Consider the following 16,440-nt stretch of genomic DNA (forward strand, 5'->3'; position numbering starts at 1 on the left):
ATGAAGAAAATATGGACGTAAAACAGCAAATTGCTCAGCAAAGTGTTGAGCTCGAAGCCGCGGTAGCGAAAGCACTAGAAATGGCTGCGGAAAAATCTGATGGTGCTGAAGTAGCGATAACCAAGAGCACTGGACTGAGTGTTTCTACACGGATGTGCGAGGTAGAGAATGTTGAGTTCAATAGTGATGGTGCGCTTGGGATCACAGTGTATCGTGGCCAACGTAAAGGTAGTGCATCTACGTCCGATTTGAGCGAAACGGCGATTCAACAGACGGTTTTAGCTGCGCTTGATATTGCCAATTATACTTCAGAAGATCCATGTGCAGGCCCAGCACCAAAAGAGCTGATGGTTAAAGATGTGCCCAATCTTGATTTGTTTCATCCTGATACCCCGGACCCAGACGAGGCGGCAAAAATTGCGATTGCCGCTGAGCAGCAAGCGTTGTCGTATAGCAATAGAATCAAACAGAGTGATGGTGCTAGTTATGACAGTCATTATGGCTTAAAAGTTTATGGTAACAGTCATGGATTGTTAGCCAGCTATGCTTCAAGCCGTCATAGCACCAGTTGTTGTGTTATTGGTGAAGGACAAAATGGAGTGATGGAGCGTGACTATAGCTACACTGTTGCGCGTCGCAAAGAAGACCTTTGGACGCCAGAATCTGTTGGTTTGAAGGCGGCAGAAAAAACAGTGAGCCGTCTTGACGCTCAAAAACTCAAAACAGGTCAGTATCCGATAATGTTTGCTGCTGATGTTGCCACTGGGCTTATTGGGCATTTGGTTATGGCTATAAGTGGCGGTAATTTGTATCGTAAATCGTCTTTTTTACTCGATAAACTAAACCAACAGGTATTGCCCAAATGGTTTAACATTTCCGAAAAACCGCATGTTTTGCGAGGGCTAGCATCAAGTCCATTCGATAGTGAAGGCGTTATTACCCAAGATCGTGACATTATCGTTGATGGTGTATTAGCGACTTACCTTGTGACAAGTTATGCAGCTCGCAAGCTTGATATGACGCCGACAGGTCATGCTGGAGGCATCCATAACTGGTTTGTGAAATCGACAGGCCAAGATTTTGAGCAGATGCTTAAAGAATTAGGAACGGGATTTCTGGTTACTGAAGTTATGGGACAAGGCGTTAATATAGTAACAGGTGATTATTCTCGTGGAGCCGCTGGTTTTTGGGTTGAGAATGGACAAATTCAGTATCCAGTATCTGAAGTGACTATTGCTGGTAACTTAAAAGAAATGCTTGATCAGATAATCGCGGTTGGTAGTGATGTGGAGACTCGTTCACAAATTCAGACGGGTTCTATATTGCTAGAAACTATGAAGGTTGCAGGAGAATAAAGATAAATACATTGATAACTAGGAAGAATGGTCATTTTCTGACGTGTTTTGTTAGCTCCTTTAATCAATGATTGTTTTGTATTTAAGGGTTGATGTGTGATTCAACCCTTAAGGTAGTATCTCGACTATTATTGCTCGAATAATTGGTTATGTAGCTTTTGAATGGCTAACTTAGAGTCAGCTTCATTGAGCAAAAAACATAGATTGTGAGGACTTGCTCCGTAGCAGATCATTCTTAGATTAAACTCCTCAAGGGTACCAAAAACTTGTTTTGCGTAACCTTTACTCTCACTCATATTATTACCGATCAGAGCCACTAGGCATAAATTCTGCTCTACTTCAACGCTACATAAATCTTCAAGCTCGGCGCGAACCTCTTGAGGTAGTTGGGGCGAACCTCCTGCTGTGTCAGTTTGGTCAAGAGTGAGGCTGATGCTGATTTCCGATGTTGTAATTAAGTCAACGGAGATTTTATGTTTTGCCAGAATCTCAAACACTTTGGCCAGAAAACCGTAGGCATGGAACATACGAGCGCTACGCAGAGTAACCATAGTTTGATTGCAGCGTAGGGCTAAGGCTCTGAATAAAGGTGATTCTTCTACTTGATGGCGAATCCATGTCCCCCCTTGTTCTGGCTGTTTTGATGAGCCGACAAATACGGGGATCTCATGGCGAAGTGCAGGAACAAGAGTCGAAGGGTGGAGTATTTTAGCACCAAAGTTTGCCATTTCTGACGCTTCACTAAAGCTTATCTCTGCTATAGGGGAGGCCTTAGGGGCAATACGTGGATCGGTTGTGTAAATGCCAGGTACGTCTGTCCAGATTTCCAATCCTAGAGCTTCGACCGCTTCTGCAATTAATGCTGCACTATAATCGCTTCCTCCACGTCCCAATGTAGTCGTATTGCCTTGCTTATCGGCACCTATAAAACCCTGAGTAATAACAATATTTTCTTGGCACAACGGAACTAAAGATAACTGAGCTTGGCTGCGAATAATATCGAGGTTTGGTTCGGCTTTACCAAAGGCGCTATCTGTGCGTAGCGCATTACGTATATCAAATCGTTTGGCATTGATTCCGCGCTCTTGCATGAGTTTGGTCAGCAAATGGGTAGACATTAGTTCACCACAAGCAACCAGGTGATCAGTCAGTTTTTTGCTTGGTTGAATAGAAGCAGCTTCTGCTAAACTGGTTACTGTATCAAGGATCTCATAAATATCACTGGCAGTTTTTGTTGCGTTATTGAGCTGACTAAGTACGCCATCATGAATAGTGGCGAGTTTGGTTAGGATAGTGTTGCGTTGCTCGTTATCAGACACTCCATTTGCTAACTCAACTAACAAGTTGGTGACTCCGGAGCACGCACTAATGACAACAAGTTTAGTCTGTGGCCTTTGTTCTATTATGTCTGCACAGCGGCTCATGGATTCAAAATTAGCGACACTAGTACCACCAAATTTAGCAACATTAAAATTGCTCACGGTATTTCTCCCAAACTTCCTGAAAGTGAATAATAATCCTTGCTTGAAGAAGAGAATGAGCGAGTAGAGGGGCTTATGGAATAAGGGCTACCTCAGAAGCTCTTCACCAGACTGGGCTGGTGACAGTTGATGGGACTCAACCCAAGTCAACCGACAGATCAAAACCACACTATTGATCTACCTCGGCACTACTCCCCCTCAGTGTTATGTATTGGAGTTGTGGCTCCACAATACACCTACCTGGGTAGTGCTCCTCTTCTGCAAAATGCATAAATGCGATGACAAAACATACCGCACTCATGCATTGAACGTGTTTATGACTGGTTTGTCAATGGAAACTTTCGCCAGCTAAAAACGGAAGTTGTGATGAGAGCTTATGTTTTGAATATTAGGGAAATTGCCGTACTGGTTAATATGTTTTATGGTGAGAGTTAAACTTTGTGAAGTGTACAGCTTTTAAGGAGCGAATGATGACGATTCAAAGCTTTACCCCACCCCGACGTATACTCATGGGCCCTGGCCCCTCTGATATTTCTCCTCAAGTATTACAAGCCCTGAGTCGCCCAACGATTGGTCATCTGGACCCGCTTTTTATCCAAATGATGGACGAAGTTAAGCAGCTCCTTAAATACGCGTTCCAAACCCAAAATGACTTTACAATTGCAATATCAGCCCCTGGAAGTGCAGGGATGGAAGCATGCTTTGTAAATTTAATTGAGCCAGGCGATAAAGTCATAGTGTGTCGTAATGGTGTGTTTGGTGAGCGGATGCGCGAAAATGTTGTACGTGTCGGCGGTATTGCTGTTGTTATTGATGATAATTGGGGTGATGCTGTTTCTTTAGATAAAGTAGAGCAAGCGCTGATAGAGCATCCTGATACTAAGATACTGGCCTTTGTGCATGCTGAAACATCGACAGGTGCGCAGAGTGATGCCGAGGCTCTTGGAAAATTAGCAAAGGTACATGGCGCTTTGACTATTGTTGATGCTGTTACTTCACTTGCGGGAATACCTCTCAAAGTTGATGAATGGCAATTAGATGCAGTTTATTCCGGTAGTCAGAAGTGCTTGTCTTGCGTTCCAGGATTATCCCCTGTTACTTTTTCACCCCTTGCAATCGAAAAAATTCACGCCCGCCGAACACCAGTACAAAGCTGGTTTCTCGACCAAAGTTTAGTCTTAGATTATTGGAGTGGGGATGGTAAGCGCAGCTATCATCACACAGCACCAGTCAATAGCCTCTATGCTTTGCACGAGTCTTTGATTATGCTGCAAAATGAAGGGCTCGAAAATGCATGGCAACGCCACAAAGAGATGCATAATAAACTCAAACTAGGTCTCGATAAGTTGGGCTTTGAATTTGTAGTAAATGCAGATGTACGTTTACCCCAGCTTAATGCTATTTTTATTCCACAAGGCATTGATGAGGCTAAGATACGAAGCCATTTGTTGAATTATTATAATTTGGAAATAGGAGCGGGCTTAGGTACGTTGGCAGGTAAAGCTTGGCGGATCGGAATTATGGGTTATGGTGCGAGGAATGAGAATGTCGCCTTGTGTTTAAGAGCCTTAGAAGAGGCAATAACGTCATAACTCCAGCTGATGATTTGAGGCGGCATATATTGCCGCCGGATTTATTTTGATAACTGGTTTATGTCTGGCTTGAGCGCATCAATGGTTGGTGCAATATATTGTACGCTTGTGAAATCACGGGCGGGGAATAAATATTGTGCCTCAGTACGTATTTGCTCTGCTCGCTCGGTGTCACCCAAGCCTTGATAGGCAATAATCAAGTTATTGTAAAAAGCGGGTCTTGGTTTTTCTCTAATGATTTTCAACGACCAATCTATATAAGGTTGAATATACTTAGCTTCTTGTAAGTTCAGACCAATATTGAGGTAAGTGCTATAAATATCCCAGTCGTATCTATCTTTCCATATTATTGGATTAGTCACTTGTTCAAGGAGTTGTGGATCTTTTGTTGCTGAGGTCTCGAATTTAGTCAGTATATAGTTGGTATGTAGGCCGGTTAGCATATAAAAACTAACTAGGGTTGGGACCACCAAACTCATCACTCTAAGTAACGTTGAGGTAATTAGTGTAATATTTGTCGTGCGGTATGAACGAGCTCTTTGGTCAACCCAAAACAGCAAAATGACAAATGTTATCCAATGGATTGCGGAATGATAGAAGGGGTACTCTAACTGGCTATGTAAGATTAATGGAACAAATAAAGCAAGCATAGCAAGCCGGGTACCTTGCTTGGCATTATAGATCCTAAGCAACACGATTAGGGCAGCAATTATTATCGCCAAAACGGGTAATAGTCCGCCTTCAACGCCCCAATAAAGTAATTCGTTATGAGGATGATCTAATGATGCCATACCTGGTTTATAGTTTGGATTGAGCTGATGTTGGCGTGCGGTATAAGTAATGTATTCTGGTTCAAATCGACCATAACCATAGCCTGTAAATGGCTTTTCAATCAACATATCCATAGCTTGTGGTAAGAAGAGTGATCTAGCCTTATCGCTCAATCGTGCCTTCTCATTTACAATAGCACTTCCACCCGTTGTAAAAATGACACTGCTACCAATAATCAACCCCATTGAAATTGATATAACCCAGCCCCAAAATCGTTTGGATGTTGCAAATCGATATAAATACGGTAATAGGAAGAGTACGGAAAGAAAAGCGCTCAACCAGCCAGTTCGAGAAGCAAGAAATAACAGTAATGGAACAGTAATTACGGGCATTAAATAAAGAAGTATAACTTCACTTAATTGACTATGATATTTCTTCGGATGTTTAGTGAGTAAATACCCTGATAGAGTAAGGCCCGTAGCAAGAAAACTAGCCATTACATTAGGCTGCTGAAAAATGCCATAGGGACGGTTTTCAATAGTATTATAGCCGAACCAATTATTAGGTTCGAGAACAAGGTATTGCAACCAGCCAAATATGGCCTGAATGAAGACCGCAATAGTGATAAACCATAGTAAGCGCTGCTTCTGCTTATTACTAAAGCAAAATTGCTGGAGAATAAAGAACAGCGTTAAGCCAGACCAAAGTCCGATGAGTCGTTCCTGAGAAAGGGAAAAGTCTGACTTGGGGTAGATTATGGGTAAGGTTAATAGTACGCAACAAAGAAATAGGCCGACGGTGAGCTTGTTATACCTAATGAACCCTTGGGTGCCTATCTGATAAAAACCGATAGCTATAGAGATAAATACAGCTATCCACGTTGTACTATTAAAAGAGAGTGCTAGCCCTGAGCCTCCTGGGTTAGGCGTAAAAACGTGCATACCGATTAGAAGAATAGCAGCAATAGAGGCAAGAAAGGGTTTAGTCAGTGGCAACTTAGGTTTCTGGGGTTCTAAGCTTGTTCCAGTTAGATGAATGCTTGCCATTAGTTGTTGTGTCCTTAAAAGGTAGCAGACCATAGTTGGCCTGCTGTTCTTACTATTTTTGCTTATTTTAACATAGGCTTGAGAAATCTTGCTGTGTGCGAGCCAGTTATTTGTGATACCTCTTCTGGTGTACCCTGAGCAATAATTTCTCCACCTCCTTGTCCGCCTTCTGGCCCTAAATCGATAACCCAATCGGAAGTCTTGATTACATCAAGGTTATGCTCGATAACGACCACTGTATTTCCATGATCTCTTAAGCGATGGAGAACGACCATTAATTGTTGGATATCATGAAAATGCAACCCTGTTGTGGGTTCATCCAATATATACAGTGTTTTCCCCGTGTCTCGTTTGGAAAGCTCCCTAGCTAGTTTTACTCGTTGAGCTTCTCCACCTGATAAAGTTGTTGCAGCTTGGCCAAGACGAATATAAGAGAGCCCTACATCGATGAGAGTTTGCAGCTTTCTGGCGATGACAGGGACAGGGTCAAAAAACGTACGCGCATCTTCTACTGTCATTCCTAATACTTGATCAATCGACTTGCCTTTATAATGAACCTCTAATGTCTCTCGATTATAGCGTTTACCTTTACAAACATCACAAGGGACGTACACATCGGGAAGAAAATGCATTTCAACCTTTATAACTCCGTCGCCTTGGCAAGCTTCACATCGGCCTCCGCGAACGTTAAAACTAAATCGCCCTGGTTTATAGCCCCGAGAACGAGACTCTTGCGTGCCTGCAAATAATTCTCTAATTGGAGTAAAAATACCGGTATAAGTCGCTGGGTTTGAGCGTGGAGTGCGGCCAATTGGGCTCTGATCAATATCGATAACCTTATCAAAATGTTCTAGACCAATGATTTTTTGGTACGGTGCTGGTGTGGCGGTTGTTGCCCCATTAAGTTGGGTATGAGCAATTTGATAGAAAGTATCATTAATAAGAGTTGATTTACCAGACCCTGAGACACCAGTAATACAGCTAAATAAACCGACTGGAATTTCTAGTGTGACATTTTTTAGGTTATTGCCCGTTGCACCAATAAGTTTAGCCACTTTATTTTTATCTTTGGGTGTACGATGGATTGGTATAGTGATTTCTTTTTTACCACTTAGGTATTGCCCTGTTAGAGACCTTGGCGTTGCTATAATGTCTTCTACCGAACCTTGTGCAACGACTTCTCCGCCATGAATACCTGCGCCTGGGCCTATATCAATGACATGATCTGCCATTTTTATAGCATCTTCATCGTGCTCTACGACTAATACTGTATTACCTAAATCGCGAAGGTGCGTTAATGTTTTTAATAGACGTTCGTTATCACGCTGATGAAGCCCAATTGAAGGCTCATCAAGAACATACATGACACCAACTAAGCCTGCACCAATTTGACTAGCAAGCCTAATACGTTGAGCTTCACCACCAGAGAGGGTTTCAGCACTACGAGATAGGTTAAGGTAGTTGAGGCCGACATTAACTAAAAATTGCAGGCGATCATTGATCTCTTTCATCACTTTATCAGCAATTTGTGCGCGTTGACCTTCCAGTTGTAGTGATTCAAAGAAGTTGAGGGTATCGGCAATGCTGAGTTCGACAATCTCAGGTAAAGTAGTATCTCCAATGAAAACATTGCGAGCTTCAAGCCTTAGCCGACTGCCGTTACAACTATTACAGGTGCGTGTTGAAATATATTTGGCAAGATCTTCTCGGACAGAATTAGATTCAGTATCACGGTATCTGCGCTCTAGATTATTGAGTATACCTTCAAACGGATGGCGCTTAACTCGTATATCTCCCCTGTCATTGACGTATTTAAACTCTATTTCTATACGTCCAGAACCTTTGAGAATCACATCTCGAATTTTATTTGATAGAGACTTAAAGGGGACTTTCAGGTCAAACTTGAAATGCTCAGATAATGAAGAGAGCATCTGAAAGTAATAATAGTTTTTCTGATCCCAGCCACGTATTGCACCTTCTGCGAGGCTTAAATTGTCATCGATTATGACTCTTTGAGGATCAAAGTATTGTTGGACACCTAACCCGTCACATGTATGGCAAGCGCCAGCTGGGTTATTAAATGAGAATAATCTGGGTTCGAGTTCTTGCATGCTATACCCACAGTGTGGACATGCAAAATTAGCGGAGAAAATGATTTCTTTTTCATCGCCGTCCATAGGCGATACAACTACAATGCCTCCTGATAATTCGAGAGCCGTCTCAAACGATTCAGCGAGTCTTTGTTGTACATCGTTGCGTACTTTGAAACGATCCACGACAACGTCAATGGTATGTTTCTTATGGAGCTCTAACGTGGGGGGATCCGATAAGTCGCAGGTTTCACCATCTATTCTAGCGCGAATAAACCCTTGCGCGGCTAAATTTTCAAGTGTTTTAACATGTTCGCCTTTGCGCTCTTTAATGATGGGAGCGAGCAGCATCATCTTTGAACCTTCAGGGAGTTCGAGAACCTTGTCGACCATTTGTGAAATGGTTTGAGCACTCAATGGCGCCTGATGTTCTGGGCAGCGAGGCTCACCCACGCGTGCATAAAGCAAACGAAGGTAGTCGTATACTTCTGTAATTGTACCTACTGTCGAGCGAGGGTTATGAGAGGTTGATTTTTGCTCAATAGAAATAGCTGGAGATAAACCTTCAATATGATCGACGTCTGGTTTTTCCATTAATGATAGAAATTGGCGTGCGTAGGCTGAAAGAGACTCTACATAACGACGCTGACCTTCGGCATAAAGGGTATCAAATGCAAGTGATGATTTGCCGGAGCCAGATAAGCCAGTAATAACGATAAGCTTGTCACGTGGAATTGTCAGGTTAACATTTTTTAAATTATGGGTGCGTGCGCCGCGAATGTCGATCTTATCCATTACTGTCGCTCAATGTAAAAATAAGTGGGCTAAGTATTACATAGAGTTAAGGAACTGCATAGAAGCACTGTATAAAAAAACAGTAAAAATCTCTGTATGGATTGGAAACTCCAGCGTTTAGACAATTAGGGGCTGTTGGACGGTTGAGCCAATTTTTACAGCTGGTTATTACATCAGTGTTGAGAGGTATTTTGCTTAGAATGACTAGGTAGAAACCTCCCTGATTGATTTAAGTACTTTATCTGAAATAAAAATTAACCGCAAAAATTCAAACAACCGTTATTATGCTTAGGCGTCTTTTGTTGTCGACTGTTTACCGAGCTCAGACTTTTTTGTGTCTTTGAGATATAGGTTTTCAAAACAGTAATTGGTCGCTTCTATGAAACCTTCAACACTGCCACAGTCAAAACGCTTACCTTTGAATTTGTATGCGAGTACACAACCTGCTTGAGCCTGTTTTAATAAAGCGTCCGTGATTTGGATCTCTCCACCTTTACCTGGCTGTGTATTTTCGATCAGTTCGAAAATGTCAGGTGTCAGGATATAACGACCTATAATCGCTAAGTTGCTTGGCGCAGTTCCCGGCTCTGGTTTTTCAACCATATCGTCCACACGATAAATATTGTCTTTAATCATTTCTCCAGAGATGACCCCATATTTGTGCGTTTCATCAGCGGGAACTTCTTGGACCGCGACAATTGAGCAGCGAAACTGTTTAAATAGTGCCACCATCTGCGCCAATACGCCTTCTTGTTCGTTAACACACAAGTCATCAGCTAAAACAACGGCAAAAGGCTCATCACCGACTAATTCACGTCCAGTCAATATAGCGTGGCCTAAGCCTTTCATCTCACATTGGCGAATGTAAGTAAAATTAGCTTTATCTATAATATCGCGAATATCGATTAGGAGATCTTCTTTATTGGTGCCACTAATTTGATGCTCTAACTCATAATTTTTATCAAAATGATCCATGATTGAGTGTTTACCGCGGCCTGTAATTATACACATACCATTCATACCCGCTTGAATTGCCTCTTCAACTCCATATTCAATTAAGGGTTTGTTAACGATTGGCATCATTTCTTTTGGCATTGACTTAGTCGCTGGAAGAAAGCGAGTACCATAGCCAGCCGCAGGAAAGAGGCATTTTTTTATCATGTTCATACCTGTATCAATGAATAAATTATATTGTTGGCGCAACTTTAACATTTTTTTCACTCAATGGATAAATTGTAATGAGCGTATTTTTACTTGTTCGCTCACAATTAGGACAGCATATGCTGATTTGCCCAAGCAATTGCCTGCACCCTATTTTTGACTGATAGCTTTTTAAATATTTGATATAGATGAGATTTAACCGTAAATTCGCTGATAAACAGATCATCCGCAATTTGCATATTTGAAGCGCCTGTTTTTAGGCACCTTAGAATTTGAATCTCACGAGAGGTCAGATCAACAGTAGCGGGAGATGTTTGGCTCAATACTACATGGCGATAGTAGTGAATAAGTTGTGCGGTAACTTTGCGGGGTAGCCAATTTTCACTATTGATAACTTCTTCGCACCCTCGAGCGATCGATTCTATGGACTCGTGGCGATAAAACAATGCTTTTATATTGCCAAAACACAGCAACTCTTCGGTTGTTAATCGTTTTTCGACATTAAATAAAATGGTTTCAAATATCTTGTTCGACAAAGGTAGATCGCGGATTTGGTTGTGGAGTGATTGATAATACTGATGATCTATCATAAGTATTTTATGTTTGTGTAACTGCATCGCATACATTAGGTCACTAGGCTCGATGCGGGGAATGTCAATGCATATCTTTTTTTGAATGCGTTCGATAATAGGGTCGTTTTGCTTTTTTTTCTCAGTTAGAAAATAAATAGTCCGAGCGTAAATATTTTTTGTCATAAGGCTTGATGTTATGTGTAATTGAGACATATGAGCAGAGTGAAGGAGAAAGACTTAGAGTTCCAACTCTAGTTATAATATTGCGTTTAGTTTCATACAAATAAGTAAGTTTTAGATCTATCAGTCACGTAATGACAGGTATTTACTCTAAAATAGTGTGTAGGCAGTGACTGAAGGGAGTCATTGTGAGGATTGCAATTTGTTCACGGACTAAAGCGTGTTATCCTTGTGGGCTATTGTGTTAATGAATGAATTTAGACGGAGCGAATCATGGCGAGCCGTGGAGTCAACAAAGTTATTTTAGTCGGTAATCTGGGTTCTGACCCAGAAGTGCGTTATATGCCAAGTGGTGGCGCTGTTGCGAACATTACGATTGCAACATCTGAGAGTTGGCGCGATAAATCCACAGGCGAACAGCGTGAAAAAACAGAATGGCATCGAGTATCTTTGTTTGGTAAATTAGCTGAAGTTGCTGGTGAGTATTTGCGTAAAGGCTCTCAAGTCTATATTGAAGGGCAATTGCAGACTCGTAAGTGGCAAGATCAGAGTGGCCAAGACCGTTATTCAACGGAAGTGGTTGTACAAGGTTTTAATGGTGTAATGCAAATGCTGGGTGGTCGTGCTCAAGGCGGTGCACCTGCTCAAGCGATGGGTCAGCCTCAGCAGCAAGGAAGTTGGGGGCAACCTCAGCAGCCGGCTATGCAGCAAAATCAGCCACCTCAAGCACAACAGAACTATTCACAGCCCCAACAACAAAATCCAAGTCAGCCTCAATATAATGAGCCGCCAATGGATTTTGATGACGACATCCCATTCTAACTCATTGAGTCTTGAAAAAAGCCGCGAATTTCGCGGCCTTTTTATATAGTTAAAACAATAAACTTGCCAGCGAGTAACTCCATCTGTTATTTGTGTTTAATTGATGATTAGAGTCTTGGATATTTTACTTCCATGAAAAGGAATTCATTACCTATGAGGTATACACCTACCTTAAAGCTAAGCACTCGTCTGGTTGCTTTTGTTACGCTAATTGTCATTAGTGCGATGTTTATCCTATTTCTAGGTGGAACCCTCTCATTTAAGCGTTTGGGGCAAGAGTATCTCGAGCATTCATTACAAGGTATTGTTGAGGTTTTAGATAAGGAAATGGAAGATCCAGAGGCAGCTGACTCTCTACAGCGCTGGATGCCTAAAATGCTACGAGCCTCGAATATTATTGAAATGGAGCTTTTATCTGCTAACGGTATTATTTACCGCTATAAAGATACCTCGTCAACTATTGAGCAAGCTTTACTTTATGATGCTGTATATCAATTGAAGCGCAACCCCGATTATCGTCTCCATTTTCGAGCTGTTCCTCCATACATCGGCTATGGGTATTCTCTTGAAGCTTTGTGGTCTATAACTTTGGCTGTAATTCTGATCGTATTTTGTCTCATGCGTGGTGTGAAATGGTTAAAAGAACAGTTAGAGGGGTCGGAGCTGCTTGAAGAGCGAGGCAGAATGATTCTAGCAGGCCGAGTGGAAGCGTATGCAAAAGGGGATATTAAAGAGTGGCCATATACCGCAAGTGAGGCTTTAGACAGCTTAATTGAGGAGTTACAGGATGCTCGTCAAGAGCGAAGCCGTTTTGATACGTTTATCCGAACGCAAACTTTTTTGGATCAGCTCACAGGTACTGCTAATCGTGTGTTGTTTGACAGTAAATTAGAAGCAGCCTTGTCTGAACAAGGATCTCATGGCGGTGTATTGTTGTTGCGTATTGACGATTGGGAGCAATTAAGGGAAGAGTCAGGTAAGCAAGCGGCAGATGATTTTGTCATTAGCGTGGGTGAAAGCCTAAATAATATTATTCAACGTTATCCTGACGTAATTCTTTCACGGTATTATGGGTCTGATTTTGCTATTTTTGCTCCTCATTTGAGCGGTGCAGATGTATCAAAAATAGCCTTAAGTAGCCTTAATCAGTTAACTAAACTGCAAACTCCTGCTCCACTAGAAAAAGATAACTGGATACATATTGGCATTACTATGTATCGGGAAGGAGAAATTCAGGAGCGCATACTGGGTGAGGCGGAAACTGCGCTAAAAAGTGCCCAGTTACAGAGAGTCAATACATGGAACAAGTTTAAGAAGCACCAATACCATGATGAGGAGCGCGGTAATGTTCGCTGGCGAACTTTATTTGATCTGACTATTCACACCGATAAATTGGTTATTTATTACCAGCCTTGTTATACCTTTGATTCTCATAAAGAAAGATCACTTGATCATAATGAAATTTTTGTCAGATTAAATGAACCTGATAAGGGACTTATTAAAGCTTCGCGATTTAACTCGGCTATTGAGTCTGTTGGGTATGAAGCGGTATTAGATCGTGCGGTATTTTCTGCGTTGATTAAATTCCTAAAAGTATCACCAGTGGGAATGTGTTACGCTGTTAATATTCATGTAGTTCCATTTGCTGATAGAAGTTATCTGAAATGGTTTCAGTATGAACTACTACAATTAACATCAGGACAAAGAAAGCAGTTAGTGTTTGAATTTGCTGAGGCAAGACTTGTTAAGCATTTAGATTATATGAGGCCAGTGATAAAAATGCTTGCTGGATTAGGTTGTCGAATAGCTGTTGGACAGGCTGGGAGAGCCATTGTGAGTACTCACTATTTGAAAGATCTTCCTGTTGATTTTCTAAAGTTACATAGAAGCTTAGTAAAGCAAATCGATCAGCGTGATGAAAACCAACTTTTTGTTCGAAGCTTATTGGGAGCGAGTGAAGGATTAAAAACACAAGTTATTGCGGTTGGGGTGGATAACAAGCAAGAATTCAAAACCATGATACATTTGGGGGTACAAGGTGTTCAAGGTCGATATTTTCAACCTGAGCAGCAGTTGTTACCAAAATCAGAACCAGATAAAAAAGCAATGACGGCCAGTCAAGTTCGTATTGGACGTCGTAACCGATGGCGAAAAGTTAGTGGTAAATGAACATTCAGTCTTTGATCGGAAAGTTTAAACGCAACAATCAGGCTCGTAATACCCTGACGGTTGTGATCCAACCTAGTGAACTGTATTTTTCTCAGTTAACTGGTGTTGATATTCCCTCTAAAGTATCAGTTGAGGATGGCTCATGGCAAGGCACTCTGCGCCGTTGCCTTGATGATATCGAGCTTTCCCATCTGACACTTGATGTCGTCCTTAATTCAAAGCTCTATCAGACATATCAAATTGAAAAGCCAAATATACCACCAACAGAATTGAGTGGTGCTTTGCCTTTTCTGCTCAAAGACCTCATCAGTGAAAAAGTGACTGATATTATTGCTGATTCTGCAGAACTGCCTGGTGGAAATAAACTCCAAGTCTATGTGGTGGTAAAGAGCCTCATTATTGAGTTACAGCAAATGCTTTTAACATTGGATGTCCAGCTTGGCCGTGTGCTGGTTGAAGATGAGGTTTGGGGTGTTTCAGCGGCAGAGCTTGGCAGCTTTTTGCTATTGCAGCGCAGCAAGCAACGTAGTTTTCGAGTTAGTGCATTTGTTGAGCATCATTGTGCTTTTCAACGAACCATGCGAGGTATTGCGTCACCATTAACTGGTGTTGCCACAAGTATCCTACAGCTTGATGGTATTGCTCTTGAGCTGCAACGTTCGATTGATTATCTATCGTCACAATTGAGAGGCAGCTCTCTGCACAAGATGAAAGTTTGTTGTGATGAAGAAGAGCTGCAAGAGTTAGTTGAAGCATTAAACGAGCGCCTTAATGTCAGCGTGGCAAGCTTAACAGAGGAGCAATGTGATTCAGGAGAGGTGCTGATAAAATTTGTGTCTCACTTGAGTGCAAATGCGATTAACCTCTACCCAGACTCGATTAAACCGAAAACAGAGCATTTAACGCTAGCAAATATTGCAATAGGTTGGGCGGCAGTAGGTGGTTTCTTGCTCACAATGTTTGGTTACCTCTATTTTCAACATACCCAATTAAACAATGAACTGCAACACTATGCTAAACAGCAGCAACAAGCAGAGCAAAAGCTAGCAGAGTTCAACAAGCGCCTCGTAAAGCATAAGCCATCAGCGGCAAAAATAGCTGCCGTCGAAAGGCTTAAAGCTGATATTCAAGGTACGCGTGCTTCATTAAAAGCCGTGGCTGAGTTTGATAAATCTCAGCAGATGGGATATTCCGGTGTGATGAAAGCATTGGCAAAGTTAGGCCGGCAGGATATATCTCTTAACAGCATTTTTATTGATGCGAACACTATGGATTTACAAGGTTTGGCACGTGAACCTAAAGCCATTCCTAACTGGGTTAGCCAGTTTCAATCTGATATTAACCTTGTGGGGCGCACCTTTGAGCAATTGCGTATCGGACGCAATGATCAAGATATAGTTACTTTCGAGCTTATCACTCAACGGGAGAATAAGTGATGAATCGAATATGGAATCAACTAGATAATAGATTTAGCACACTGAACCAAAGAGAAAAGCTTCTCTTAGCCATATGTGGTTTGGTCGTGATTGCTCTCACTATGTTGGCATGGCTTATCGAGCCTGTAGTTAAATCGAATCAGGAACTCACGCGGCAAGTAGGCTTAACCTCACAAAATCTTCAAAGCTTAGAAGCAGATATATTGGTAGTTACTGCTAAGCTAAAAAAAGATCCTAATGAAAATTTAAACATAGAGTATAAGAAATTACTTACTGAGAGTCAGCGGTTGTCTGAAAAGTTGGCTCTGATGATAGAGAGTTTTATTTCACCAAGTTTGATGGCGGAGTTGCTAGAAGGTGTTTTAGCAGAAACCCAAGGCCTTAAATTGGTTCTATTAGAGTCGCTAAAGGCTCAGCCGATTGTGGGAGAAGTAGACAACCAAGCTCAAACAGAGTATTACGTGCACCCTGTGAAGATAGAACTAACAGGTAGTTATTTTTCAATTCTGAGCTATCTGAAAACGTTGGAATCTATGCCAGTTCATTACTACTGGAGAAGCTTTAGCTACAAAGTAGAGAACTATCCAAATGCACGAGTGATTCTTGAAGTATATACCTTGGGAACAAGGCAGGAGTTTATTGGTGGTTAGAGTATTGTGTGCTGTATTTTTGGTCTATTCATCTTTGGGAAATACCTCTCAAGACCCAACAGCGCCATTGGGTTGGCAAAAGCCTGAGACAACTGAATTCAGTAATAAGAAGGTGCAGCAGCCACTACCTAAATTACAAAGTATTGTTTGTCTTAGCAATGATCAATGCCAAGCGGTATTGAGTGGCAATGTTGTTCTTGTCGGCGAATTGGTCAATGGCTTTAAAGTCAGCCGCATAGAGCCTCAAATGGTTACACTTTCACGAGGGAGTAAGCAATGGAAACTCGAACTTTTTACTCTGGATATTAAACATTAAGGTA

Annotated in this window: 12 protein-coding genes and 1 riboswitch; of the genes, 7 read left to right on the plus strand and 5 right to left on the minus strand. The window is 41.7% G+C overall.

Annotation, left to right across the window (positions count from 1 at the left end):
- The first annotated feature begins 11 nt into the window (after positions 1–11).
- A complete protein-coding gene (gene pmbA, locus OCV27_RS01790) occupies positions 12–1,355 on the plus strand; it encodes a metalloprotease PmbA (protein ID WP_125319640.1) in 1,344 nt (447 codons plus the stop codon).
- Positions 1,356–1,483: 128 nt separating this feature from the next.
- Here the strand turns inward: pmbA and lysC are convergent, their stop codons facing one another.
- The gene (gene lysC, locus OCV27_RS01795) at positions 1,484–2,836 is read right to left on the minus strand and encodes a lysine-sensitive aspartokinase 3 (protein ID WP_125319639.1); all 1,353 of its coding nucleotides are present in this window, start codon (positions 2,834–2,836) and stop codon (positions 1,484–1,486) included.
- An 88-nt stretch (positions 2,837–2,924) separates the two neighbouring features.
- Positions 2,925–3,102, minus strand: a riboswitch (Lysine riboswitch).
- 204 nt (positions 3,103–3,306) lie between these two features.
- Here lysC and OCV27_RS01800 point away from each other — a divergent pair.
- Positions 3,307–4,428, plus strand: coding sequence for a pyridoxal-phosphate-dependent aminotransferase family protein (locus tag OCV27_RS01800; RefSeq protein WP_125319671.1), 1,122 nt, complete (start codon positions 3,307–3,309; stop codon positions 4,426–4,428).
- 41 nt (positions 4,429–4,469) lie between these two features.
- On the opposite strand, the gene OCV27_RS01805 is transcribed toward OCV27_RS01800, so the two are convergent.
- From OCV27_RS01805 to OCV27_RS01820, 4 genes are all read right to left on the minus strand, one after another.
- Positions 4,470–6,245, minus strand: coding sequence for a PglL family O-oligosaccharyltransferase (locus OCV27_RS01805; RefSeq protein WP_125319638.1), 1,776 nt, complete (start codon positions 6,243–6,245; stop codon positions 4,470–4,472).
- 62 nt (positions 6,246–6,307) lie between these two features.
- Complete coding sequence (gene uvrA, locus OCV27_RS01810; protein ID WP_125319637.1) at positions 6,308–9,130, minus strand: excinuclease ABC subunit UvrA; 2,823 nt, start codon at positions 9,128–9,130, stop codon at positions 6,308–6,310.
- 288 nt (positions 9,131–9,418) lie between these two features.
- Positions 9,419–10,291, minus strand: coding sequence for a UTP--glucose-1-phosphate uridylyltransferase GalU (gene galU, locus OCV27_RS01815; protein ID WP_125319636.1), 873 nt, complete (start codon positions 10,289–10,291; stop codon positions 9,419–9,421).
- Positions 10,292–10,398: 107 nt separating this feature from the next.
- A complete protein-coding gene (locus OCV27_RS01820) occupies positions 10,399–11,046 on the minus strand; it encodes a LuxR C-terminal-related transcriptional regulator (RefSeq protein WP_125319635.1) in 648 nt (215 codons plus the stop codon).
- Positions 11,047–11,316: 270 nt separating this feature from the next.
- Between OCV27_RS01820 and OCV27_RS01825 the strand changes: the two genes are divergently transcribed.
- The 5 genes from OCV27_RS01825 (at position 11,317) to OCV27_RS01845 (ending at position 16,436) form a co-directional block, all read left to right on the plus strand.
- A complete protein-coding gene (locus OCV27_RS01825) occupies positions 11,317–11,865 on the plus strand; it encodes a single-stranded DNA-binding protein (protein WP_125319634.1) in 549 nt (182 codons plus the stop codon).
- 153 nt (positions 11,866–12,018) lie between these two features.
- Complete coding sequence (gene csrD / locus OCV27_RS01830; protein ID WP_125319633.1) at positions 12,019–14,034, plus strand: RNase E specificity factor CsrD; 2,016 nt, start codon at positions 12,019–12,021, stop codon at positions 14,032–14,034.
- Complete coding sequence (locus OCV27_RS01835; protein ID WP_125319632.1) at positions 14,031–15,470, plus strand: MSHA biogenesis protein MshI; 1,440 nt, start codon at positions 14,031–14,033, stop codon at positions 15,468–15,470. The genes csrD and OCV27_RS01835 overlap by 4 nt, the downstream gene beginning before the upstream one ends.
- On the plus strand, positions 15,470–16,120 hold the full coding sequence (locus OCV27_RS01840) for a type II secretion system protein M (RefSeq protein WP_125319631.1): 651 nt from the start codon (positions 15,470–15,472) through the stop codon (positions 16,118–16,120). The genes OCV27_RS01835 and OCV27_RS01840 overlap by 1 nt, the downstream gene beginning before the upstream one ends.
- Positions 16,113–16,436 (plus strand): MSHA biogenesis protein MshK, encoded by a 324-nt coding sequence (locus OCV27_RS01845; protein ID WP_125319630.1) that lies wholly within the window; start codon positions 16,113–16,115, stop codon positions 16,434–16,436. The genes OCV27_RS01840 and OCV27_RS01845 overlap by 8 nt, the downstream gene beginning before the upstream one ends.
- The last annotated feature ends 4 nt before the right edge of the window (positions 16,437–16,440 follow it).

This window comes from Vibrio pectenicida (genome assembly GCA_024347015.1).
Classification (GTDB): Bacteria; Pseudomonadota; Gammaproteobacteria; order Enterobacterales; family Vibrionaceae; genus Vibrio; species Vibrio pectenicida.